Origin of the sequence: Avibacterium sp. 21-594 (assembly GCF_026226815.1) — a bacterium.
Classification (GTDB): domain Bacteria; phylum Pseudomonadota; class Gammaproteobacteria; order Enterobacterales; family Pasteurellaceae; genus Avibacterium; species Avibacterium avium.
This window is the reverse complement of record NZ_JAKKOC010000001.1, coordinates 1,223,475-1,250,252: the sequence shown is the minus strand read 5'-3', so window position 1 is coordinate 1,250,252 and position 26,778 is coordinate 1,223,475. Positions and strand designations below refer to the sequence as shown.

Sequence of the window (26,778 nt, the reverse complement as noted above, 5' to 3'; positions counted from 1 at the left end):
AAAAAGGTAAAACATAAATTATGGCTAACAATAATATAACGTTAAAAATTAATAGCGCTAAAGAAACGCTAGAGACAATTCACTTAAAATCGGGCACGGTAACTGCTATCGCTGCACAAAATAAAGTGAATTATCAATTTATTGATGAAAAAACGGGGTTTGCGCCAGAAAACATTATGATCAAACGCGATGGTAAAGATTTAAAAATTGCGTTTGAAGGTTCTGATATCGAAAACCCAGATTTAATCATCATTAATTACTATGATGAGGACGTAGCCGCTTACAAGGATAGTTTACTTGTAGGTATGCATGAAAATGGTTCAGTCTATCCTTATGTTCCAGAAAGTACATTACAACCAGATGCAGTAACTGAATTAGCAGATCAAGTATCTGCCGGTCAAGCATTGGGTGGTAATCCAATTGGTGCATTCTGGGCATTTAGTCCATTATGGTTATTAGCATTACTTCCACTTGCTATTGCTGGTGTTGCATTAACTAAAGGTGGAAATTTTGGTGGTAGTGACAGTAATAGTAACCCTGGAGATACAACTCCACCAGCTAGACCGGATGTAGAAGCGCAAAGTGATGGTTCAGTAAAAATTACTCCACCATCTGATCCTGACACCAAAAAAGTTGAAATTACCTATACCGATGAAAATGGTAACGACCACACTTCAACAGTAGAAAAAGGTGATGACGGTAAATGGAAAACAACAGATCCTAACTTAGTTGTAGATCCAGATACTGGCGTAGTGACTATTCCTGCTGACAAAGTAAAAGACGGCAGCGAAGTAACAGGTAAAGCGACTGACGAGAGCGGTAATACTGGTGAAGAAGGTAAAACAAACGCTGGTAACAACCCTGATACTACACCTCCGGGTCAACCAGATGTAGACGCAAAAGGCGATGGTTCAGTAGTGATAACCCCACCATCTGATCCTGATACCAAAAAAGTAGAAATCACCTATACAGATGAAGATGGTAACGACCACACTTCAACTGTAGAAAAAGGTGATGATGGCAAATGGAAAACAACTGATCCTAACTTAGTTGTTGATCCAGACACTGGTGTAGTTACTATCCCTGCTGACAAAGTAAAAGACGGCAGTGAAGTAACAGGTAAAGCGACTGACGAGAGCGGCAATACTGGTGAAGAAGGCAAAACTAATGCAGGCAACAATCCTGACACAACTGCGCCAGGCAAACCAGAAGTAGATGCGAAAGACGACGGCTCAGTAGTTATAACGCCACCTAAAGATGAAGACACCAAAAAAGTAGAAATCACCTACACAGACGAAGATGGCAATGACCACACTTCAACTGTAGAAAAAGGTGATGATGGCAAATGGAAAACAACTGATCCTAACTTAGTTGTTGATCCAGATACTGGTGTAGTGACTATTCCTGCAGACAAAGTAAAAGATGGCAGCGAAGTAACAGGTAAAGCGACTGACGAAAGTGGCAATACTGGTGAAGAAGGCAAAGGTACAGCAGGCAACAATCCTGACACTACCGCACCAGCTGCGCCAGATGTAGAAGCACAAAATGACGGTTCAGTAAAAGTTGCTCCGCCAAAAGACGCTGACACTCAAAAAGTTGATATCGACTATCCAGGTGAAGATGGTGAAGATCACACAGTAACCGTAGAAAAAGATAAAGACGGTAATTGGAAAATCACCAACCCAGATGAAAACCCAGGTGTAACCGTAGATCCAGAAACTGGCATTGTTACCATTCCAGAAGACAAAGTAAAAGACGGTGGTGAAGTAACTGCAACCGCAACAGACGAAGCTGGCAACACAAGTGAAGGCGATAGCGACACAGCTAAAGCTCCACCTGTAGAAGCACCTATCGTTGAGATTCTTGATGGCGGTGATGGCATCTTAAATGGTGAAGAAGTGAAAGAAGGCGTTAAAGCGAAAATCACTCTGCCAAAAGAAGCCAAAGAAGGTAATACCGTAGAAGTAGATACTGATGGCGACGGTGAGCCAGATGTAACTGTTACCCTCACACCAGAAGACATCGCAAAAGGCGAAATCACTGTTGACGTACCAGCAGAAGACGTACCTGCAAGTGGCGGTACATTAACCGTATCTGCAACCATCACGAATAACGATGGCGCAGTAAGCCCTAAAGGTACAGATCAAGCTAAAGTTGACACCACAGCACCAACACCAGATGTAGATGCGAACCAAGACGGTTCAGTAACCATCGATCCAGTAGATGAAGACACTACGGATATGGAAGTAACCTACCCAGGTGAAGACGGTGAAGATCACACCGTAACCGTAGAAAAAGGTGAAGACGGTACTTGGAAAATCACCAACCCAGATGAAAACCCAGGTGTAACTGTAGATCCAGAAACAGGTGTTGTAACCATTCCACCAGAAGCAGTAAAAGATGGCGGCGAAGTAACTGTTACGACTACAGATGAAGCTGGTAACACAGGTACAGACAGCGACACTGCAAAAGAGCCTATCGACTTAACCGACAAAGAACCACCACGTGGTCAACCAGGTGTTGAAATTCTTGACGGCGGCGATGGCGTATTGAACGGCAAAGAAGTAGAAGATGGCGTTCAAGTGAAAGTGACTCTGCCAAACGATGCCAAAGAAGGTGATACAGTAGAAGTTGACACTGACGGCGACGGCCAACCAGATGTAAGCAAAACACTAACACCAGAAGACATCGCGAATGGTGAAATCGTTGTTGACGTACCAGCAGACGATATCCCAGAAACAGGCGGTACGTTAAAAGTAACAGCGAAAGTGGTAAATCCAGATGGCGTTGACAGTCCTAAAGGTAGCGATACCACTACAGTTGACACAACGCCACCAGGCAAACCAGATGTAGTTGCACAACCAGACGGTTCAATTACTGTTGCTCCACCAGCAGATGAAGATACGGATAAAGTAGAAGTTACTTACCCAGGTGAAGATGGTGAAGATCACACGGTAACCGTAGAAAAAGATGACGACGGCACGTGGAAAATCACTAACCCAGATGAAAACCCAGGTGTAACCGTAGATCCAGACACTGGCGTAATCACAATTCCAGAAGATAAAGTGAAAGACGGCGGTGAAGTAACTGGTAAAGCCACTGATGAAGCAGGTAACACAGGTGAAGACGACACAACCACAGCGGAAGAAAAACCAAACATTCCGAAAGATCCAATTGACACTGTTGCCCCAGGTGCACCAGATGTTGATGCGAAAGATGATGGTTCAGTGGAAGTAACACCACCTGCAGATAAAGACACCAAAGAAGTGGAAATCACCTACACCGATGAAGACGGTGAAGATCACACTGTAACTGTAGAGAAAGGTGAAGACGGCACTTGGGAAATCACTAACCCAGATGAAAACCCAGGCGTAACCGTAGATCCAGAAACAGGTGTAGTTACTATCCCAGCAGATAAAGTGAAAGACGGCAGCGAAGTAGTAGGTCGTGCAACTGATGAGACTGGTAACACTGGTCCTGAAGATCGTGATACAGCAGGCAACAATCCTGACACAACTGCGCCAGGTGCACCAGATGTAGAAGCACAAAATGACGGTTCAGTGAAAGTTGCTCCACCAGCTGATGAAGACACCAAAGAAGTAGAAATTACTTACCCAGGTGAAGATGGTGAAGACCACACTGTTACAGTAGAGAAAGGTGAAGACGGTACTTGGAAAATCACCAACCCAGATGAAAACCCAGGTGTAACCGTAGATCCAGAAACTGGCATTGTTACCATTCCAGAAGACAAAGTAAAAGACGGTGGTGAAGTAACTGCAACCGCAACAGACGAAGCTGGCAACACAAGTGAAGGCGATAGCGACACAGCTAAAGCTCCACCTGTAGAAGCACCTATCGTTGAGATTCTTGATGGCGGTGATGGCATCTTAAATGGTGAAGAAGTGAAAGAAGGCGTTAAAGCGAAAATCACTCTGCCAAAAGAAGCCAAAGAAGGTAATACCGTAGAAGTAGATACTGATGGCGACGGTGAGCCAGATGTAACTGTTACCCTCACACCAGAAGACATCGCAAAAGGCGAAATCACTGTTGACGTACCAGCAGAAGACGTACCTGCAAGTGGCGGTACATTAACCGTATCTGCAACCATCACGAATAACGATGGCGCAGTAAGCCCTAAAGGTACAGATCAAGCTAAAGTTGACACCACAGCACCAACACCAGATGTAGATGCGAACCAAGACGGTTCAGTAACCATCGATCCAGTAGATGAAGACACTACGGATATGGAAGTAACCTACCCAGGTGAAGACGGTGAAGATCACACCGTAACCGTAGAAAAAGGTGAAGACGGTACTTGGAAAATCACCAACCCAGATGAAAACCCAGGTGTAACTGTAGATCCAGAAACAGGTGTTGTAACCATTCCACCAGAAGCAGTAAAAGATGGCGGCGAAGTAACTGTTACGACTACAGATGAAGCTGGTAACACAGGTACAGACAGCGACACTGCAAAAGAGCCTATCGACTTAACCGACAAAGAACCACCACGTGGTCAACCAGGTGTTGAAATTCTTGACGGCGGCGATGGCGTATTGAACGGCAAAGAAGTAGAAGATGGCGTTCAAGTGAAAGTGACTCTGCCAAACGATGCCAAAGAAGGTGATACAGTAGAAGTTGACACTGACGGCGACGGCCAACCAGATGTAAGCAAAACACTAACACCAGAAGACATCGCGAATGGTGAAATCGTTGTTGACGTACCAGCAGACGATATCCCAGAAACAGGCGGTACGTTAAAAGTAACAGCGAAAGTGGTAAATCCAGATGGCGTTGACAGTCCTAAAGGTAGCGATACCACTACAGTTGACACAACGCCACCAGGCAAACCAGATGTAGTTGCACAACCAGACGGTTCAATTACTGTTGCTCCACCAGCAGATGAAGATACGGATAAAGTAGAAGTTACTTACCCAGGTGAAGATGGTGAAGATCACACGGTAACCGTAGAAAAAGATGACGACGGCACGTGGAAAATCACTAACCCAGATGAAAACCCAGGTGTAACCGTAGATCCAGACACTGGCGTAATCACAATTCCAGAAGATAAAGTGAAAGACGGCGGTGAAGTAACTGGTAAAGCCACTGATGAAGCAGGTAACACAGGTGAAGACGACACAACCACAGCGGAAGAAAAACCAAACATTCCGAAAGATCCAATTGACACTGTTGCCCCAGGTGCACCAGATGTTGATGCGAAAGATGATGGTTCAGTGGAAGTAACACCACCTGCAGATAAAGACACCAAAGAAGTGGAAATCACCTACACCGATGAAGACGGTGAAGATCACACTGTAACTGTAGAGAAAGGTGAAGACGGCACTTGGGAAATCACTAACCCAGATGAAAACCCAGGCGTAACCGTAGATCCAGAAACAGGTGTAGTTACTATCCCAGCAGATAAAGTGAAAGACGGCAGCGAAGTAGTAGGTCGTGCAACTGATGAGACTGGTAACACTGGTCCTGAAGATCGTGATACAGCAGGCAACAATCCTGACACAACTGCGCCAGGTGCACCAGATGTAGAAGCGCAAAATGACGGTTCAGTGAAAGTTGCTCCACCAGCTGATGAAGACACCAAAGAAGTAGAAATTACTTACCCAGGTGAAGATGGTGAAGACCACACTGTTACAGTAGAAAAAGGTGAAGACGGCACTTGGAAAATCACCAACCCAGATGAAAACCCAGGTGTAACCGTAGATCCAGAAACTGGCATTGTTACCATTCCAGAAGACAAAGTAAAAGACGGTGGTGAAGTAACTGCAACCGCAACAGACGAAGCTGGCAACACAAGTGAAGGCGATAGCGACACAGCGAAAGCCCCACCTGTAGAAGCGCCTATCGTTGAGATCCTTGACGGTGGTGACGGTATCTTAAATGGTGAAGAAGTGAAAGAAGGCGTTAAAGCGAAAATCACTTTACCAAAAGAAGCCAAAGAAGGTAACACTGTAGAAGTAGATACTGATGGCGACGGTGAGCCAGATGTAACTGTTACCCTCACACCAGAAGACATCGCAAAAGGTGAAATCACTGTTGACGTACCAGCAGAAGACGTACCTGCAAGTGGCGGCACATTAACTGTATCTGCAACCATCACTAATAACGATGGCGCAGTAAGCCCTAAAGGTACAGATCAAGCTAAAGTTGACACCACAGCACCAACACCAGATGTAGATGCGAACCAAGACGGTTCAGTAACCATCGATCCAGTAGATAAAGATACTACGGATATGGAAGTAACCTACCCAGGTGAAGATGGCGAAGATCACACTGTAACCGTAGAAAAAGGTAAAGACGGTACTTGGAAAATCACTAACCCAGATGAAAACCCAGGTGTAACTGTTGATCCAGAAACTGGCGTAGTAACCATTCCACCAGAAGCAGTAAAAGATGGTGGCGAAGTAACTGTTACTACGAAAGATGAAGCAGGTAACACAGGTACAGACAGCGACACGGCAAAAGAGCCTATCGACTTAACCGACAAAGAACCACCACGCGGTCAACCGGGTGTTGAAATTCTTGACGGCGGTGATGGCGTATTGAACGGCAAAGAAGTAGAAGATGGCGTTCAAGTGAAAGTGACTCTGCCAAACGATGCCAAAGAAGGTGACAAAGTAGAAGTTGACACTGATGGCGACGGCCAACCAGATGTAACCAAAACCTTAACACCTGAAGATATTGCAAATGGTTCAATCATTGTTGATGTACCAGCAGACGATATCCCAGAAACTGGCGGCACCTTAAAAGTAACTGCAAAAGTAGTTAATCCAGATGGCGTTGATAGCCCGAAAGGTAGCGATACCACAACGGTAGATACAACACCACCAGGCAAACCAGATGTAGTTGCACAGCCAGACGGTTCAATTACTGTTGCTCCACCAGCAGATGAAGATACGGATAAAGTAGAAGTTACTTACCCAGGTGAAGATGGTGAAGATCACACTGTAACTGTTGAAAAAGATGACGACGGCACGTGGAAAATCACTAACCCAGATGAAAACCCAGATGTAACTGTTGATCCAGAAACTGGCGTAATCACAATTCCAGAAGATAAAGTGAAAGACGGCGGTGAAGTAACTGGTAAAGCCACTGATGAAGCAGGTAACACAGGTGAAGACGACACAACCACAGCGGAAGAAAAACCAAATATTCCGAAAGATCCAATCGATACGGTAGCCCCAGGCGCGCCAGATGTTGATGCGAAAGATGATGGTTCAGTGGTTGTAACACCACCTGCAGATAAAGACACAAAAGAAGTGGAAATCACCTATACCGATGAAGACGGTAACGATCACACAGTAATCGTAGAAAAAGGTGAAGACGGCACTTGGGAAATTACTAACCCAGATGAAAATCCAGGTGTAGATGTAAATCCAGAAACAGGTGTAGTTACTATCCCCGCAGATAAAGTGAAAGACGGCAGCGAAGTAGTAGGTCGTGCGACAGATGAAGCAGGCAATGTAGGCCCTGAAGGTCGCGACACAGCGAAAGATCCATCTGAAGCAGATGCCGATGCCGATGCAGACGCTGATGCGGATGCTGATGCTGATGCAGACGCCGATGCTGACGCTGATGCAGATGCTGACGCTGACGCTGACGCAGATGCCGATGCTGACGCAGATGCCGATGCGGACGCTGATGCCGACGCCGATGCGGATGCGGATGCTGATGCAGATGCCGATGCTGACGCTGATGCAGACGCTGACGCCGATGCCGACGCAGATGCAGATGCAGACGCTGATGCGGACGCAGATGCCGATGCCGACGCAGACGCTGATGCTGATGCTGATGCGGACGCCGATGCAGATGCTGATGCTGACGCAGATGCAGATGCAGATGCCGATGCCGATGCTGACGCTGATGCTGATGCCGACGCCGACGCAGATGCTGATGCGGACGCCGACGCAGATGCCGATGCGGACGCCGATGCCGACGCTGATGCAGACGCTGATGCAGATGCAGATGCTGACGCAGATGCCGATGCTGATGCAGATGCCGACGCTGATGCCGATGCCGATGCTGATGCAGATGCAGATGCCGATGCTGACGCTGATGCGGACGCTGATGCCGACGCCGATGCAGATGCAGATGCGGACGCCGATGCAGACGCAGATGCTGATGCAGATGCCGACGCTGATGCTGATGCCGACGCCGATGCTGATGCAGACGCTGATGCCGACGCAGATGCAGACGCTGACGCTGATGCCGACGCGGACGCTGATGCCGATGCAGACGCTGACGCCGATGCGGACGCAGACGCCGATGCTGATGCGGACGCCGACGCTGACGCCGATGCTGATGCTGATGCAGACGCCGATGCAGATGCAGATGCAGACGCTGATGCAGATGCAGATGCAGATGCCGACGCTGATGCAGACGCCGATGCGGATGCCGATGCCGACGCGGATGCTGATGCCGATGCGGATGCAGATGCGGATGCTGATGCGGATGCGGATGCCGACGCAGATGCCGATGCAGATGCGGATGCGGATGCGGATGCAGATGCCGATGCCGATGCCGATGCAGACGCTGACGCCGATGCTGATGCTGATGCTGATGCCGATGCTGACGCTGATGCAGACGCCGATGCAGATGCCGATGCTGATGCAGACGCCGATGCGGATGCTGATGCCGACGCCGATGCTGATGCGGATGCAGATGCGGATGCCGACGCTGATGCTGATGCTGATGCTGATGCCGATGCCGATGCGGATGCCGACGCTGATGCTGACGCTGATGCCGACGCTGATGCCGATGCGGATGCCGATGCTGATGCCGACGCTGATGCTGATGCCGACGCTGACGCTGATGCTGATGCCGATGCGGATGCCGATGCTGATGCGGATGCCGATGCAGATGCAGATGCTGATGCCGATGCCGATGCCGATGCGGATGCCGATGCGGATGCCGATGCGGACGCCGATGCAGATGCAGACGCAGATGCAGATGCTGATGCTGATGCTGATGCGGACGCTGACGCAGATGCAGACGCCGACGCCGATAAGAACGAATTACCAGTAGCGAATGCAGATACAGATACTGCAACTACAGCAGAACCTGCGACAGGTAACGTAATCACAGGTGAAGGCACAAACGAAGGCACAGCTAATGCGGATAGCGATCCTGATAGCCAACCACAACCATTGGAAGTAACTAAAGTAACTGTAAATGGTCAGGATACAGAAGTTCCTAAAGATGGTGTAGCTACAGTTCAATTGATGAACGGTGATGAAACAGTAGGTACATTGGTAATTGGTAAAGATGGTAACTACATTGTTACACCGAAAGAGGGTTACACAGGCGAATTGCCACAAATCACTTACACAATCAGTGATGGCAAAGATACTGCGACATCAACATTAACAGTAACTAACAACAACCCTGTTAATCAGCCGCCGCAACCAAAACCAGATACTGGAGAAGCGACTACTGAAACGCCTGCAACTGGTAGCGTATTGACTAACGATACTGACCCAGATAGAGGTCCATCAGCATTAACAGTAACCAAAGTAACTGTAAATGGTCAGGATACAGTTGTTCCTAAAGACGGTGTTGCTACAGTTCAATTGATGAACGGTGATGAAATAGTGGGTACCTTGGTAATTGACAAAGATGGTAAGTACATTGTTACACCGAAAGAGGGTTACACAGGTGAATTGCCAGAAATCACTTACACTGTAAGCGATGGCCAAGACACTGCGACATCAACATTAACAGTAACCAACAACAACCCTGTTAATGAGCCACCAGTAGCTCGACCTGATACAGATACTGCAACTACAGCAGAACCTGCGAAAGGTAACGTAATTACAGGTCAAGGCACGACAGAGGGTACTGGCAATGCAGATACGGATACAGATGGTCCATCAGCATTAACAGTAACTAAAGTAACTGTTAATGGTCAGGAAACTGAAGTTGCTAAAGACGGTGTAACTACAGTTCAATTGATGAACGGTAGTGAAACAGTGGGTACCTTGGTAATTGACAAAAACGGTAACTACATTGTTACACCGAAAGAGGGTTACACAGGTGAATTGCCAGAAATCACTTACACTGTAAGCGATGGCCAAGACACTGCGACATCAACATTAACAGTAACCAACAACAACCCTGTTAATGAGCCACCAGTAGCTCGACCTGATACAGATACTGCAACTACAGCAGATCCTGCGAGAGGTAACGTAATCACTGGTGAAGGCACAAACGAAGGCACAACTAATGCGGATAGAGATCCTGATAGCCAACCAGATCCATTAAAAGTAACTAAAGTTGTTATTGATGGCCGTGAAACAGAAGTAACTCCGGGTGCGTACTCAACAACAGCTCAGTTAACCAAAAATGGCGTAATCGTAGGTACGTTGGTAATCGGTAGCGATGGTAACTACATTGTTTCACCTGCTGAAGGTTATACCGGTGAATTGCCACAAATCACTTACACAATCAGTGATGGCAAAGACACTGCAACATCAACATTAACAGTAACTAACCGAAATGTTGATAACAAACCGCCAGTAGCTAATGATGATGATAATACTGCAACCACAGCAAGACCTGCAGAGGGTAATGTGTTGCGTAACGATAGCGATCCAGACAATGGACCGACATCACCATTAACAGTAACCAAAGTAACCATTAACGGCCAAGAAACAAACGTGCCGACCAATGGCGATAAAGTTACCGTTGATCTGATGAAAGATGGTCAAAAAGTAGGTACGCTAGAAATCCAAAAAGACGGTACTTATAAAGTAACGCCTGAAGAAGATTACGTTGGTGATTTACCAGTGATCAACTACACCATTACTGATGGCAAAGCGGATGCGAATGCAACATTAACCGTAACTAACGGCAATGTAGCGAACCAACCGCCAGTAGCAAACCCTGATGTTGATAAAGCAACAACAGATGTTCCTGCACAAGGTAACGTGATTACAGGTAAAAACGAAACTCGTGCTGATAATGGTGCAGATACAGATACTGATGGCCCATCATCATTAACCGTAACGAAAGTAACTGTTGGCGATGTAACGAAAGAAGTTCCTGCAGGCGGCTCAACATCAGTTGACTTGATGCAAGATGGTGCGAAAGTAGGTACGCTAGAAATCCAAAGCGATGGTACTTATAAAGTAACGCCAGTAGATGGTTACACAGGTACTTTACCAGTAATCAACTACACCATTACTGATGGTAAAGCAGATGCACAATCTACATTAACCGTAACTAACGAAAATGTAGAGAAAGACGGACACTTTATCCTTGGTACAAATGGTAACGATGATATTCGCGTTAACGCTGATGCAATTGATGGCCCAAGTGAAGATAAACTTGCACGTTTGGCAATCGAAGGTGAAACAACCAACCAAGCTGACGTAGTAATTGGTGATATTGGTGGCACTAACACGATTGTTAAGCCAGGTGGTAACTACAATGCGGTAGTATTGCTTGACGTTACTCGTTCGATGGAATCAAGATATGGTATCTGGGGTACAGCAAAAGAAGCTGTGAAAAAACTAGTTACCGATCTTGGTAACCATGATGGTACAGTTAATTTTGAGTTAGTACTATTTGCTGGTATTTCTCGAGTAGTTAAGAAATATACTGATTTTACACCTGATCAAGCACAAGCCTTGGTAAGAGAAATTGATACTTGGGGTTCTGTGAATAATACTCAGAGCAAGTATGATGTCGGTGGTTTGACAATGTATGATGAAGCATTTAAGGCAGCAGATACATTCTTTAAGGAATCATCGAAAGAGAACACTTATCAGAATGTTACTTATCTTTTAACAGATGGTACACCTGATTCGACAGCAGCGGCTACTTTTGCGGCTTATGATAAAGTTGCAGCAATATCTGATGTACATGCTATCGGTTTATATGGTAATGGTCAGTCAGCATTCTCTGAGTCAAATAAACAACATGTACTAGATTACTTGGATAATACACCTTCTAATGGTGGTAGTACTTATGTACCAGATCAGCCGTTGGTTGACTTTTCAAACTGGCGTTCACAGGACACATCTGGTCATGCTGTAGGTGAAGCGTCACTTATTGATGGTGGTAATTTATCTACTTTCAATACCGCTCTTCAAACTGGTGGTACAGAAGTGGTTACTTATACTGGCGGTAATGACACCATCAACGGCGGTAACGGTAACGATGTGATCTTCGGTGATGTGATTGATACTTCTGGTATGAACAACTGGGGTACAATGACTCAGAAAGCAGCATACGACTATCTCCAAGAAAACTGGAAAGACGTGCTTTCAAACAACGCAACAGGTGGTAACGACACCATCAACGGCGGTGCAGGTGACGACATCATCATCGGCGGTGGCGGTGACGACACCCTAACTGGTGGCGATGGCGCTGATAAGTTTGTGTACAACCTACAAGGTGGTAACGGTAACGACACTATCGTTGACTTCGGTAACGGTGATGACAAACTTGTATTTGCAGGCGTGAATGATGCATCATCATTCAAATCGCTACACAATGCACAGTTTGATTCATTTGCACATAAACTGACCTTCACTTCAGGTGATAGCAACCAGTACAACAACAGCGTAACAGTTAATGGTGTAAACAGCTTAGAAGATTTATTAGCTAAGTCTGAATTCATCATCTAATCATTGTCTTCCACCTGTTGGAAACAATGAAACGCTTAACAAAGCCCACCCTCGCGGTGGGCTTTTTATTTACCCCAATAAACCCAAATCATATCGGAAGCAATAAAACGCTTAACAAAGCCCACCCTAGCGGTAGGCTTTTTATTTACCGCAATAACCCGATTTCTCAATCTCTCTCAACAATATCCACCAATACCCCGTAGGGGCGGACCGATGTGTCCGCCCGCCATTCAACGCAACCACCATTTAACACACCCACCCCATTCGGGCTGGCACACAGGCCAGCCCCTACAAATCATCAAAACATTAAAAAAAGAGCGGTGAAAAATTTCAAAATTTCCCACCGCTCTTTTGCGTTTCAACATTATTTAAACCAAACGTAGGGTGGGCTAAAGCCCACCGCATAGAAAAAACACATCAAAAAATGGTAGGCTAAAGCCCCCCAACGAATCTTTCAATATCCACCAATGCCCGATGATCTCGTAGGGGCGTATTGCATACGCCCCAATAACACAATTCCCCAAATCTCTTTGTACTCACCCGAATAGAAATCAAGGAAAGAAGCCCTTTCTATTGTTGTTCACTGGAAAAGGTGCTAGGATCAGTTCAATATTCGTTCAAGTCTATTAGAGAGAAGCCAAATGTTTAAAGAAAAAGGTTATGATGAATTTTTAGCGGAAAAAATCCGCCGTGCTGATGAGGATTTTAAAGCGGGGCGTGTTTTAACGCTAGAAGAATCCAGACGACAAACGCTTGCATTGCTTGAACGCAAGGCGCGTGAATTCGAAGAAATGGAAAATCATTCCTATGTATAAGGTTATTGTTAGCCAAGAAGCACAAAATAACATCAATCATATTGTAGAAAATGTAGCTGAATTTACCTATTCTTTCATCAGTGGTATGAAACTCTACCAAGATATTCACGCCAAAATTGATATGATTGCTTTTATGCCACAAGCTATCGGTCGAATGCGCAATGATGGAACGCGCGAAGCCTTTTGCCGTGGTTATCGGATTGTTTATGATATTTTAGGCGATGAAGTGCATATCAAAACCATTATTCATAGTCGCAGGATTTACCCACGTCCATAATCCGTTCTTTTATACAAATCCCCTCTAACTTCTCTTTAGGATATTTCTTAAAAATACCATTTAACACAACCACCCCATTCGGGCAGGCACACAGCCCAGCCCCTACATAAATCATCAAAATACTCAAAAAAAAGAGCGGTGAAAAATTCAAAATTTCCCACCGCACTTTCCCCATTTTCTAACATATTCCCCCATTTCCCACCGCACTTTTCTTTCAATATTCACCAATACCCCCGTAGGGGCTGACCTATGTACTCGCCCGAATAGAAATCAAGGAAAGAATCCCTTTCTATTGTTGTTCAATGGAAAAGGTGCTAGGATCGATTCAATATTCGTTCAAGTCTATTAGAGAGAAACCAAATGTTTAAAGAAAAAGGTTATGATGAATTTTTAGCGGAAAAAATCCGCCGTGGCGATGAGGATTTTAAGGCTGGTAATGTTATTTCATTAGCAGAATCCAAAGAAGATATTCGCCAATTGATCGAACAAAAATCGAAAGAATTAGCTATGGCAGAGCGTGAATTTTTGATTTATGGCTAAAGTTATTCTCTCTGGCAATGCACAACAAGATTTGCGTGAAATTATCGCGAATATAATTGAGTACACTGGTTATGAAAACAGTGGAATAAAACTTGCAGATGATATTTTCAACAAAATTGATGTTATTGCCTATATTCCTGAAGGAGCTGGAAGGCTAATTGGGGAAAATCAACGCGAAGCCTTTTGTCGTGGTTATCGTATTGTTTATGATATTTTAGGCGATGAAGTGCATATCAAAACCATTATTCATAGCCGTAGGCTTTATCCATGTCCATAATCCGTTCTTTTATACAAATCCCCCCTAACTTCTCTTTAGGATATTTCTTAAAAATACCATTTAACACAACCACCCCATTCGGGCAGGCACACAGCCCAGCCCCTACATAAATCATCAAAATACTCAAAAAAAGAGCGGTGAAAAATTCAAAATTTCCCACCGCACTTTCCCCATTTTCTAACATATTCCCCCATTTCCCACCGCACTTTTCTTTCAATATTCACCAATACCCCCGTAGGGGCTGACCTATGTACTCACCCGAATAGAAACCAAGGAAAGAATCCCTTTCTATTGTTGTTCAATGGAAAAGGTGCTAGGATCGATTCAATATTCGTTCAAGTCTATTAGAGAGAAACCAAATGTTTAAAGAAAAAGGTTATGATGAATTTTTAGCGGAAAAAATCCGCCGTGGCGATGAGGATTTTAAGGCGGGGCGTGTTTTTACCCTTGAGCAAGCCAATGCAAAATGGCAGGCAACGATTGAACGAAAAGCAGCAGAACTCTCCGCACAAGAAGAAGCTCTGCTCGGTGGAGCTTATGACTAATATCATTTTATCTGATTTAGCCCTAAATGATATTGATGAGATTTTAGCCAGTGTTTATGAATTTACTGGTTTTATTTCCACGCCACAAAAATTACAGCAAGAATTTAACAAAACTTTTGAACTTATCGCCTTTATGCCACAAGCTATCGGTCGAATGCGCAATGATGGAACACGCGAAGCCTTTTGTCGTGGTTATCGTATTGTTTATGATATTTTAGGCGATGAAGTGCATATCAAAACCATTATTCATAGCCGTAGGCTTTATCCATGTCCATAATCCGTTCTTTTATACAAATCCCCCCTAACTTCTCTTTAGGATATTTCTTAAAAATACCATTTAACACAACCACCCCATTCGGGCAGGCACACAGCCCAGCCCCTACACAAACCATCAAAACACTCAAAAAAGAGCGGTAAAAAACTCACAATTTTTCACCGCACTTTTCCTTATTTAGGTAGTCAGAATGGCTCATTTATTTTGCCAATTATCGCGAAAAGCCTTTGGCGTTTGCTGCTGTTCTTTTTTGAAGACGGAATAGAAATATTGAAGTGAAGGATAACCACAAACCTCAGCAATTTCAGGAATGGGAATATCGGAAAATCTGAGGAGATTAATGGCTCGTTCCATTTTCTGCTGATGAATCACTTGGTGGATCGTTTTGTTCATTTCCGCTTTAAAGCGTAGCTCTAAATTACTGCGTGAGGTTCTTAAATGGTCCAATACTTGTTCCACTTTTATTCCTTGACAAGCGCGTTGGCGGATATAGTGCATCGCTTGTATCACTAAGGGATCGCGTAGAGAAAGGTAATCTGTGGAGCTGCGTTCTTCAACTTTTAATGGGGGAATGAGTAAGGGTTTATGACTAATTGTGATGCCATTTAAGCAACGGTGTAAAAGTTTCGCCGCTTGATAACCAATTTGCTTTGTCCCCTGTGAAACGGAAGAAAGGGAAATGCGAGAAAGGTATTGAATCAGCTCTTCATTATCAATGCCTATCACGCAATATTGTTCAGGAACGGCGATTTTAGCTGTTTCGCAAGCTTGTAGTAGATGTCTTGCTCTTGCATCTGTGACAGCGATAATTCCTGTCTGTTGCGGTAATGTGCGAATCCAATTAATGAGATTGGTTTGTGCTTGACGCCAATTTTGCGAATTGGTTTGTTCACCTTGGTAAATATGTATGGGGTAATCATATTTATTCATTAAATCAACAAAAGCATTTTGTCGTTCAATAGACCAATGTTTTTGGCGATTTTCTGTGGGTAATCCATAAAAAGCAAAGTGATTTAACCCTTTTTGTTTAAGATGTAAAAAGGCGGTTTCAATTAAAGCGTAATTATCTGTGGCTACATAGGGAAAATGTGGATAAAAATCAGGATTTTGGTAGGAACCTCCAACTGCAATAATTGGCACATTAATATTTTCAAGTAGTTCCACTGTTTCAGGATCATCAAAATCAGCAATAATGCCATCAATAGAAAGACTTTGGATAGTTTTTTTATGGTACACAAAATCATCTTCCATAAAAATATCCCAGGTACATTGCGAGGCTTGTAGATATTGTCCAACACCTTCTACAACTTGACGATCATAAACTTTATTTGCATTAAAAAGCAAAGCAATGCGGTAAAACTTTCCTATGTTTTGCATATTATTCGTTCCTGTCGCTCAAACCACATTAATAGCATAACGGAATTTAGAAAAATTTAAACCTTGTTTCTGTTAAAGTGCGGTGTAAATTTTTTGAATTTTTATACCGCACTTAATGTTTATCTAGTTAAAATCCTTTTAATCGCTGATAAAGTTGATGATAGCGTTCTCGTTTTTGTTGGTATTGTTCGTGGACTTGAGCGTTTGGTGTATAAACTTCTTCCAATGGTAGATTACGACAATAGGTGGAAATCTCTTCTTTCGGGTTTAATGCAATTTGTGCTAATTTTGCCGCACCTAATGCAGGGCCAACATCACCACCTGTGCGGTATTCAAGTGTTCTGCCTGTAATATCTGCTAATAATTGTCGCCAGTAAGCACTTTTTGTGCCACCACCAATGAGGCTTATACTTTCAGCCGTTGCCCCTGTTTCGTGTAATACATCAATCCCATCAGCAAGTGCAAAACTTACCCCTTCAAGTACCGCTTTAGCTAATGTAATATTGCTGTCATTATGGCTTAGCCCCCAGAATACACCTGTGGCATAAGGATCATTATGTGGGGTTCGTTCTCCAGAGAGATAAGGTAAAAACAGGGCTTGAGATGATGTTGTATAATGTGCCATTTGTTGAAATAACTGGCTAATATCGTTGTTCCCTATAATATTTTTTACCCAGTCTATTGCAGAGGCAGCACTTAAAATGACAGACATTAAATGCCAGCGTTCAGGTAAGGCGTGGCAGAAACTATGCACGGCTTTTTGTGGATTGGCGGTGAACCTATCGGTTACGACAAAATAGACGCCAGAAGTGCCTAAGGATAGCATTGCTTGCCCTGCTTGATATAGACCAATACCAATAGCACCAGCGGCATTATCCCCGCCACCTGCGACAACAGGAACAGAATTCATTCCCCATTGTTGTGCAATTTCTTGACGTAAATAGCCTGTGATTTGATTGCCTTCAAATAATTTCGGCATTTTATCTAGCTCTAAGCCTGTTGCCTCAAGTATTGTGTTATCCCACTGCCGTTTTTCCACATCAAGCCACATTGTGCCAGAAGCGTCTGACATATCAGAAGCGTATTCACCCGTCATCTTTAGACGTAAATAATCTTTAGGTAATAACACTTTATGAATTTGCTCGAAGAGATGAGGCTCATTTTTTTGTACCCATTTTAATTTTGGGGCAGTGAATCCGGGCATCATTAAATTGCCCGTAATTTGACGAGATTGGGGAACAAGTGCTTCTAATTCTGTGCATTCAGTTGCACTACGACCATCATTCCATAAAATAGCAGGGCGTAAGATGTGATCTGCTTTATCTAGTAAGGTTGCACCGTGCATTTGCCCAGTTAAACCAACAGCTTTGACCGATTTTAAATTGTGGTGTTGTGATAATTCAAGCATCGCGTGATGAGTGGCATTCCACCAATCTTCAGGATCTTGTTCTGACCACAGGTTTTGCGGACGAGAAATAGATAATTCCTTATGGCTAGTGGCAAGGATATGTTGGTCTTCATCAAGCAATACCACTTTTACACCAGATGTGCCGAGATCGATACCAATATACATAATTTTGATCCTTATTGTACGAGCAAAGGCTTGTAGATTACTCTCCAAGCCTTTTTGTTAGAAAAATTAACGGTAGATATAACGGTTAACGAGATTTTCTAAATATTCTTGCTGACCAGATACAGGCTGTGGATTCAGATTTTGTGTTTCTACTAATTGCGCCAAGTCTTCTAATGACGTATTGCCAGATAAAATCGCTTTTCCTAACTGACTATCCCAGCCTGCATAGCGTTGTTCGACAAGTTTTTGCAGTTGTTGATCTTGAATCATATCGGCCGCACGTCTTAATGATAGCGCGAGAACATCGATTGCTCCAATGTGTCCATAGAATAAGTCGTAAGGATCATTACTTTGACGGCGAATTTTTGCATCAAAATTAAATCCGCCGGTGGTAAATCCGCCATTTTTGAGAATTTCATACATCACGAGGGTATTTTCTTCCACACTGTTTGGGAATTGATCGGTATCCCAACCTAATTGTGGATCCCCTCGGTTTGCATCAATAGATCCAAAAATACCTAAAGCATAAGCGCTTGCAATTTCATGTTGGAATGTATGGCCGGCAAGTGTGGCGTGGTTCGCTTCAATATTCACTTTGATTTCATTTTCTAAACCAAATTGTTTTAAGAATCCATAAACCGTTGCAACATCATAATCATATTGATGTTTGGTTGGTTCTTGCGGTTTTGGTTCAATCAATAATGTGCCTTTAAAACCAATTTTATGCTTGTGATCAACAACCATTTGCATAAAACGTCCTATTTGCTCACGTTCCCGTTTTAGATCGGTATTAAGTAAGGTTTCATAGCCCTCTCGACCGCCCCATAATACGTAATTTTCACCACCTAATTTTTGGGTTGCATTCATTGCGTTAGTTACTTGTGCGGCTGCCCAAGCGAATACTTCTGGGTTGGGGTTAGTTGACGCACCAGACATATAGCGCGGATTGGTAAAGCAATTTGCTGTTCCCCATAACAATTTCACACCTGTTTCTTCTTGTTTTTGTGCTAAAACATCAACAAGTGTATGGAAGTTATAGAGATATTCTTTAAAAGAATTTCCTTCAGGTGCAATATCTACATCGTGAAAACAATAATAAGGAACACCTAATTTAGTAAAAAATTCAAAAGCAATATCCGCTTTTTGTTTAGCGGCCGCTAGCAGATCACTATTTTTTTGCCAATGGCGATCTAAAGATCCTACGCCAAACATATCATTACCATTCCAACAGAATGTGTGCCAATAACATACTGCCAAACGCAGGTGTTCTGCCATTGTCTTGCCTAAAATGACTTCATCGGCATTGTAATAACGAAAAGCAAATGGATTGGTGGAATTAACGCCTTCATAGCGAACTTTTGTGATTTTATCAAAATAGTTTGTCATCATCATTTCTCCTTATGGCATAAAATTTGTAGAAATCATTGACCAAAAAGAAGAGGGGATCAATTACGTTATTTTATTTATCAATTAAGATTATTGTTTATTGTGTGCTATATCACAAAAAAGAAAAAACATAATAGCAATATTAGATTTGGTAATAGTAAATCATTATTACCTGTTTTACATTTCGTACAACCCCAATTAGGGAGGAAAATATGGATAATTTAACATTTGATACAATCATTGATCGTTCTGCGACTTTTTCAGCAAAATGGCAAAACCAATCTGTGGAATATCCTGATTTTATTTCTATGTCAGTAGCTGATATGGATTTATCTGCGCCTAAAGAATTAGTTGAACAACTTGAATTGTTTAATCGAATAGGAATTTATGGCTATACGTTATTGCCAGCAAATTATTTTGATGTTGTTCGCCAGTATCTTGAACGGCATTATCATTATGTTGTAAGTAACGATGAAATTGTGTTTTGCCCAAGAATTATTCAGGCAGTTTCTATTTATATACGAGAATTTACACAAGTGGGCGAAAAAGTGTGTTTGTTTACGCCTTCCTATTCTCCTATTGCCAATACAGTTACATTAAATGATCGCCAACTTTTACCTTGCCCTCTGATATACAAAGATAATCAATATGTCATTGATTTTTCATTGTTGGAAACCTGTTTTAAGCAAGCAAGAACGTTTATCCTTATTTCTCCACATAATCCTACGGGGCGTGTTTGGACAACGGAAGAATTACAAAAAATTGCACAATTGGCCGAGAAATATGGGGTATTTATCATTTCTGATGATGTTCACGCAGATTTTACTTTTTCTGCCTCTTCCCATCAAATCATTGCCGCAATGAATGATTATGTAAAAGAACATTCAATGATTTGTACTTCGCCCGCTAAAACATTCAATATTCCCGGTTTAGAAATTTCCAATATATTGATTAGCAATGAGAAAATTAGAGAAAAATTCCACCGCACTTTGTTACAACTGGGTATTCATAATCCAAATTATTTTGCAGTGCCAGCCATAATGACCGCTTATCAACATTGCGATATTTGGATTGAACAACTGAAAAATTACATTGCAGAAAATAAACAACAAGCAAAAGCGTTTTTTGCAACAGAAATTCCACAGCTAGATGTTACGACTTCAGAAGGGACATATTTATTGTGGATTAATTATCGAAAACTTGCGCTCACTGAAAAGCAGTTGAAAGAAAGATTAAGAAATGTTGCGCAAGTTGAAATGGCTTGGGGAACAGATTTTGGTATTGAAGGAACGGGCTTTTTTCGAATGAATGTCGCAATGCCAAGATCTTTATTACAGAAAGCATTAATTCAAGTCAAAAATGCATTAATGTAAAAACAAAAGGGGAATAACAATGAAAACAACAAGTTTACATAGAACGCCAACTTTAATAGAGGCACTTTCACCCATTCTTGTTATGCTGATTTTGTTAGGATTGGGATATGCCTTTTTTGATTTACCGCCAGAACCACTGATGGTTGTTTCCTGTGTATTTGCGGGCGGCTTAGTCAAATATCTTGGTTATAGCTATGAAGAAATGTTAGGGGCTATTTCAGGAAAGATTGCCAAAACAATGCCAGCGCTTCTGATTTTAATTACTGTGGGTTTATTAATTGGAACTTGGATTGCTGGCGGAACGATCCCAATGATGATTTATTATGGTTTAAAAGTGATCGATCCTAAATTTCTATACATTACCGCATTATTGCTGACTGCTATTGTTTCTGTATGTACTGGAACTTCTTGGGGATCAGCAGGAACCGTTGGTGTCGCTTTTATGGGCGTTGCAATAGGGCTAGATGCAAATCTTGCCGCAACAGCAGGTGCTGTGGTGGCTGGGGCTTATTTTGGCGATAAACTTTCACCGCTTTCTGATACAACAAATATTGCGTCAGCGGCGGCGGGCGTTGATTTGTATGAACATATCGCCCATTTACTCTATACGACCTTGCCTTCCTTCCTGCTTGCTGCTGTTGTGTATGTGGTTTATGGAATGTCAGGAAGCTTACACGATGTAGCAACGCCAGAAAAAGTGGTAGAAATGATATCTGGACTGGAACAGATTTATCATTTTAACGTAATTTTCTTACTTATTCCTGTTGCTATTATTCTTTGGGGATCAATCACTAAGAAACCGACAATTCCAGTGATGCTATTATCAGCATTTATTGCGATTTTAAATGCATTATTTATTCAAAAATTTGCATTAGCAGATGTAATCAATAGTGCGGTAAATGGCTTTAATGTTTCAATGATCCCGAATGACGTTCAGGTAAGCAGTGATTTAGCTCGTTTACTTAATCGTGGTGGAATGAATTCAATGATGGGGACATTATTAATCTGTTTCTGTGCGCTTTCTTTTGCGGGTATTCTATCTCTTAGCGGAGCGTTAGAAGTAATCATTAGCCATTTATTGAAATTAGTACGTTCCACTGCCTCATTGATTTTCACAACCATTCTTTGTGGACTGACAATGATCGGGGTAACTTGTAACGGACAAATTTCAATTCTTATTCCGGGTGAAATGTTACGAGATGCTTATATCGAACGTGGATTACATCCAAAAAATTTAAGTCGTACAGCAGAGGATTCAGCGACTATTATTGAGCCAATTTTACCTTGGACGGCAGCAGGCGCTTATATGGCGGGAACATTAGGTGTTGCAACGCTATCTTATTTACCTTGGGCAATTTTATGTTGGAGCGGTATTGTTTTCGCTATGTTGTGGGGCTTAACAGGATTTGGTATTGCAAAATTACCTAAACAATAAATTAAGAATTGTGAGAAAAAATCGCTAGCGGTTGATCCCATAGCGATTTTTTTATTATTGTGTACTTCATCACAAAAAAGAAAAAACATAATAGCATTAATAAATCTGATAATTGAATTATCCCATTAACCTAAGCAAACTAAGGATGAGTGAATAAGTTGTTACTCTTAAATATCATTAATTTAACCTAGTATGAGGTGCTATTATGAAAATCAAACATCTTTTTCTTTCTCTTGCGGCTTCTTTAACCTTATTAGCCAATCCTGTCCTCGCTAAAGATCTCACCATAGGAATGTCTATCGATGATTTACGTTTAGAACGTTGGCAAAAAGATCGTGATATTTTTGTGAAAAAAGCAGAAAGCTTAGGTGCAAAAGTATTTGTTCAATCTGCAAATGGAGATGCCACGGCACAAATTTCACAAATAGAAAATATGATTAATCGTAATGTAGATGTTTTGGTGATTATTCCATTTAATGGTGAAGTATTAGGCAATATTATTGGTGAAGCAAAACGTGAAGGGATTAAAGTATTAGCCTATGACCGTTTAATTAATAATGCAGATTTAGATTTCTATGTTTCTTTTGATAATGAAAAAGTGGGTGAGTTACAAGCACAAAGTATTGTTGAAGTGAAACCTGAAGGAAATTATTTCTTAATGGGTGGATCTCCTGTTGATAATAATGCGAAATTATTCCGTAAAGGACAAATGAAAGTGCTGCAACCTTTAATTGATAGTGGAAAAATTAAAGTAGTTGGCGATCAATGGGTAGATTCTTGGTTAGCTGAGAAAGCCTTACAAATTATGGAGAATGCCTTAACCGCAAATAAAAACAATATTGATGCGGTTGTTGCATCTAATGACGCAACTGCGGGTGGTGCTATTCAAGCATTAAGCGCACAAGGGTTGTCTGGTAAGGTTGCCATTTCAGGGCAAGACGCCGATCTCGCCGCAATTAAGCGTATTGTACAAGGCACACAAACAATGACAGTGTATAAGCCAATCACAAAATTGGCGGATAAAGCCGCTGAAATAGCCGTTCAGCTTGGTAAAAATGAAAAACCAGAATCTAATTCGGTGTTAAATAATGGACTAAAAGATGTGCCTGCCTATTTATTAGCACCAATTGCAGTGACTAAAGATAATATTGAAGAAACCATTATTAAAGATGGTTTCCATAGCAAAGAGCAAATTGAAAAATAATATTGCTAAACCTTTGTAGTTAAATATAAAAGTGCGGTTGAAAAATACCGCACTTTGATCGGAGAGGTTTTATTATGCCAACATTATTATCAATGAAAAATATTACCAAGAAGTTTGGTGATGTTACCGCATTAAATAATATTTCCATTGAATTAAATGAAGGAGAGATTCTATCACTTTGTGGTGAAAATGGCTCAGGAAAATCAACCTTAATGAAGGTGCTGTGCGGAATCTATCCTTATGGGGATTATTCAGGAGAAATTTATTTTTCAGGTGAGCCACTTATTGCAAAGAACATTAAAGATACAGAAGAAAAAGGAATTTCAATTATTCACCAAGAACTGACATTAGTTAAAAATATGACCATCTTGGAAAATATGTTTTTAGGTAATGAAATGTGTCATAGCGGAATTACCGATGACAATCAAATGTACTTACGCTGTAAAACCATTTTACAACAAGTTCAGTTAGACGTTGATCCTAATACAAAAGTTGGAGAATTGGGATTAGGTCAGCAACAATTAGTTGAAATTGCTAAGGCATTAAATAAGCAGGTTCGTTTATTAGTACTTGATGAGCCAAGCGCATCTTTAACAGAAAAAGAAACAGAAATTTTACTTAATCTTGTACTCGATCTGAAAGCCCATAATATCGCTTGTATTTATATTTCCCATAAACTCAATGAAGTAAAAGCGATTTCTGACAAAATTTGTATCATTCGTGATGGCGAGCATATTGGCACGCATCCTTGTGCAGAAATGAGTGAAGACGACATTATCACGATGATGGTAGGACGAGAAATTACCTCACTTTACCCTTATGAACCCCATCCCATTGGTGAAGAAATTTTGCGTGTAGAAAAACTTTCTGCTTGGCATCCAATTAATCGGCATATTAAACGTGTTGATGAGGTTAGCTTTCACCTACACAAAGGAGAGATTTTAGGCGTTGCAGGTTTAGTCGGCTCTGGACGAACCGAAATGGCGCAATGCCTATTTGGTTCTTATCAAGGAAAGCAACAAGGTGAAATTCTTTTACAAGGCAAGCCTATTAACATTAGAAATTGTGCAGATGCGATTGCACATCACATTGTTATGGTGCCAGAAGATCGTAAAAAACACGGCATTATTCCTATTATGACGGTAGGCAAAAATATCACTTTATCTTCGCTCAATAAATATTGTGTGATAGGCAATGTGATTAATGAACCTTTGGAAGAAACGGTTATTCAACAATCTATCGAGAAATTGACGGTGAAAACATCAAGTCCCAGTTTAGCGATTGGGCGTTTAAGTGGTGGTAATCAACAAAAAGCCATTTTAGCAAAATGTCTTTTACTTAACCCAAATATTCTTATTTTAGATGAACCGACTCGAGGGATTGATATTGGGGCGAAATATGAAATTTATAAATTGATTAGCCAACTTGCAAGCCAAGGGGTGGCAATTATCGTGATTTCTTCTGAGTTACCAGAGGTCTTGGGAATAAGTGATCGCGTATTAGTGATGCACCAAGGGAGAATTAAAGCCGATCTTATTAATGATAATTTAACGCAAGAACAAGTGATGGAAGCAGCACTTAAGGAGTAATTATGTCTAAGTTAAAATCCATTAATTTACAAGTTTATATTATGTTAATTGCCATTGTTGTCATTATGGTATTTTTCTCGTTTGCAACAGAAGGGGCTTATTTAAGTGCAAGAAATATTTCTAATTTATTACGTCAAACATCCATAACAGGGATTCTTGCGATAGGAATGGTATTTGTGATTATTTCTGCTGAAATCGATCTTTCTGTTGGCTCATTAATGGGGCTATTAGGTGGTTTTGCAGCAATTACGAATGTATGGTGGGATTGGCCACTTTCATTAACCATTGTTGTCACTCTTGCGCTAGGGATCTTGCTTGGTGCGTGGAATGGTTGGTGGGTTGCTTATCGCAAAGTTCCTTCTTTCATCGTGACGCTTGCCGGAATGTTAGCTTTCCGTGGTGTTTTAATTGGTTTAACAAATGGAACAACAGTTTCCCCCATTAGCACAGAAATGACAATGATCGGTCAGGGATACCTCTCCGATTTCACCGGAATGCTCATTGGTATGATTGCGATTGTTGGTTTTATTAGTTGGGGAACTTACCAACGGAAAGCCAGACGAAACTTAAATCTTAGCCTTCCTTCCGGCTTACAGGAAACCTTAAAATATGGCCTATTTGCATTAGGCGTACTTGGCGCGATCTATTTATTAAATGATTATCGTGGCATTCCATTCCCAGTATTATTGCTCGCATTACTTGCCGTTATCGGAATGTTTATTGCGAAAAAAACCGCGTTTGGACGCCATATTTATGCCATTGGTGGTAATATTGATGCGGCAAGATTATCTGGTATCAATGTTGAAAAAGTAAAATTAATCATTTTCTCAATGAATGGCTTGATGGTAGCCATTGCTGGTTTAATTTTAAGCGCACGACTTGGTGCTGGTGCGCCTTCAGCAGGGCAAAATGCAGAGCTTGATGCCATTGCCGCCTGCGTTATTGGTGGTGCTAGTTTAGCTGGGGGAATCGGTAGCGTTTACGGTGTTGTTATCGGCGCATTTATTATCGCCTTACTTGATAATGGAATGAGTATGTTAGATGTACCGACATTCTGGCAGTATATTGTAAAAGGTAGCATTCTGTTACTCGCTGTTTGGGTAGATACAATGAGCAAGAAGAAAATGTAATTGAAAACAAGTTCTATAAGTCCACCGAATAATAAAAGTGATCTCTAAAATCCTATACGGTCTAGGAAGTTAAATATTGAGCTCTGTCTTGCACAGAGCTCAAGTTATTTAATGCGAGTTTACTTAGCAGATCGTTATAATACCAAATACTTGTGCGGGTCATACAGACACTTGATAAAGACAACCTTGGTCGTTGTGGATAATTGGTACTGTGCTAAAAGCTTGCTTAGATAAGGCTTTGTTAACTTTTGGCGATCAGACCAAAGTGCGGTAGTTTTTACCGCACTTTTTTATTAAAGTAGAAAAATTACCCGCCATTTTTAGCGATGAAATTCTTAC

Annotated in this window: 16 protein-coding genes; 12 read left to right on the top strand and 4 right to left on the bottom strand. The window is 42.0% G+C overall.

Translation table 11 applies throughout. The features are described from left to right. Positions 1–20: 20 nt before the first annotated feature. The 5 genes from L5B76_RS05830 (at position 21) to L5B76_RS05810 (ending at position 14,553) form a co-directional block, all read left to right on the top strand. A complete protein-coding gene (locus tag L5B76_RS05830) occupies positions 21–12,644 on the top strand; it encodes a cadherin-like domain-containing protein (RefSeq protein WP_265755564.1) in 12,624 nt (4,207 codons plus the stop codon). Positions 12,645–13,285: 641 nt separating this feature from the next. Next, positions 13,286–13,459: a hypothetical protein gene (locus tag L5B76_RS05825; RefSeq protein ID WP_017807304.1), complete on the top strand. Its 174-nt coding sequence runs from the start codon at positions 13,286–13,288 to the stop codon at positions 13,457–13,459. Further along, positions 13,452–13,736, top strand: a complete 285-nt coding sequence (locus tag L5B76_RS05820) for a type II toxin-antitoxin system RelE/ParE family toxin (RefSeq protein ID WP_265754631.1) — start codon at positions 13,452–13,454, stop codon at positions 13,734–13,736. The genes L5B76_RS05825 and L5B76_RS05820 overlap by 8 nt, the downstream gene beginning before the upstream one ends. A gap of 360 nt (positions 13,737–14,096) precedes the next feature. After that, positions 14,097–14,276 carry a hypothetical protein gene (locus tag L5B76_RS05815; RefSeq protein ID WP_110479703.1) on the top strand — a complete coding sequence of 60 codons (180 nt, stop codon included), beginning with the start codon at positions 14,097–14,099 and terminating at the stop codon, positions 14,274–14,276. Continuing rightward, a complete protein-coding gene (locus L5B76_RS05810) occupies positions 14,269–14,553 on the top strand; it encodes a type II toxin-antitoxin system RelE/ParE family toxin (RefSeq protein ID WP_265754630.1) in 285 nt (94 codons plus the stop codon). Before L5B76_RS05815 ends, L5B76_RS05810 begins: the two co-directional genes overlap by 8 nt. Here L5B76_RS05810 and L5B76_RS05805 read toward each other — a convergent pair. Next, positions 14,519–14,737: a hypothetical protein gene (locus tag L5B76_RS05805; protein ID WP_265754629.1), complete on the bottom strand. Its 219-nt coding sequence runs from the start codon at positions 14,735–14,737 to the stop codon at positions 14,519–14,521. The two genes, L5B76_RS05810 and L5B76_RS05805, sit on opposite strands and share 35 nt — an antisense overlap. Before the next feature lie 175 nt (positions 14,738–14,912). On the opposite strand from L5B76_RS05805, the gene L5B76_RS05800 reads away from it, so the two are divergent. Both L5B76_RS05800 and L5B76_RS05795 read left to right on the top strand, forming a co-directional pair. Further along, complete coding sequence (locus tag L5B76_RS05800; RefSeq protein WP_265754628.1) at positions 14,913–15,098, top strand: hypothetical protein; 186 nt, start codon at positions 14,913–14,915, stop codon at positions 15,096–15,098. Then, entirely contained in the window at positions 15,091–15,375 is a 285-nt protein-coding gene (locus L5B76_RS05795) for a type II toxin-antitoxin system RelE/ParE family toxin (protein ID WP_265754627.1), read from the top strand. The genes L5B76_RS05800 and L5B76_RS05795 overlap by 8 nt, the downstream gene beginning before the upstream one ends. Positions 15,376–15,567: 192 nt before the next feature. Here L5B76_RS05795 and L5B76_RS05790 read toward each other — a convergent pair whose 3' ends face one another. The 3 genes from L5B76_RS05790 to xylA form a co-directional block, all read right to left on the bottom strand. After that, the gene (locus L5B76_RS05790) at positions 15,568–16,749 is read right to left on the bottom strand and encodes a XylR family transcriptional regulator (RefSeq protein ID WP_265754626.1); all 1,182 of its coding nucleotides are present in this window, start codon (positions 16,747–16,749) and stop codon (positions 15,568–15,570) included. Positions 16,750–16,876: 127 nt separating this feature from the next. Beyond that, positions 16,877–18,322, bottom strand: a complete 1,446-nt coding sequence (gene xylB / locus L5B76_RS05785; protein WP_265754625.1) for a xylulokinase — start codon at positions 18,320–18,322, stop codon at positions 16,877–16,879. Between the two features lie 66 nt (positions 18,323–18,388). Continuing rightward, complete coding sequence (gene xylA, locus L5B76_RS05780) at positions 18,389–19,708, bottom strand: xylose isomerase (RefSeq protein ID WP_265755528.1); 1,320 nt, start codon at positions 19,706–19,708, stop codon at positions 18,389–18,391. 212 nt (positions 19,709–19,920) lie between these two features. Between xylA and L5B76_RS05775 the strand changes: the two genes are divergently transcribed. The 5 genes from L5B76_RS05775 to L5B76_RS05755 all read left to right on the top strand — a co-directional run bounded on the left by L5B76_RS05775 (position 19,921) and on the right by L5B76_RS05755 (position 26,439). Beyond that, positions 19,921–21,081 (top strand): MalY/PatB family protein, encoded by a 1,161-nt coding sequence (locus tag L5B76_RS05775; RefSeq protein WP_265754624.1) that lies wholly within the window; start codon positions 19,921–19,923, stop codon positions 21,079–21,081. Between the two features lie 19 nt (positions 21,082–21,100). Beyond that, positions 21,101–22,516 (top strand): Na+/H+ antiporter NhaC, encoded by a 1,416-nt coding sequence (nhaC, locus tag L5B76_RS05770; protein WP_265754623.1) that lies wholly within the window; start codon positions 21,101–21,103, stop codon positions 22,514–22,516. A 205-nt stretch (positions 22,517–22,721) separates the two neighbouring features. Then, positions 22,722–23,720: a D-xylose ABC transporter substrate-binding protein gene (xylF, locus tag L5B76_RS05765; protein WP_265754622.1), complete on the top strand. Its 999-nt coding sequence runs from the start codon at positions 22,722–22,724 to the stop codon at positions 23,718–23,720. Between the two features lie 74 nt (positions 23,721–23,794). Next, positions 23,795–25,309 (top strand): D-xylose ABC transporter ATP-binding protein, encoded by a 1,515-nt coding sequence (xylG, locus tag L5B76_RS05760; protein ID WP_265754621.1) that lies wholly within the window; start codon positions 23,795–23,797, stop codon positions 25,307–25,309. A 2-nt stretch (positions 25,310–25,311) separates the two neighbouring features. Next, entirely contained in the window at positions 25,312–26,439 is a 1,128-nt protein-coding gene (locus L5B76_RS05755; protein ID WP_265754619.1) for a sugar ABC transporter permease, read from the top strand. The last annotated feature ends 339 nt before the right edge of the window (positions 26,440–26,778 follow it).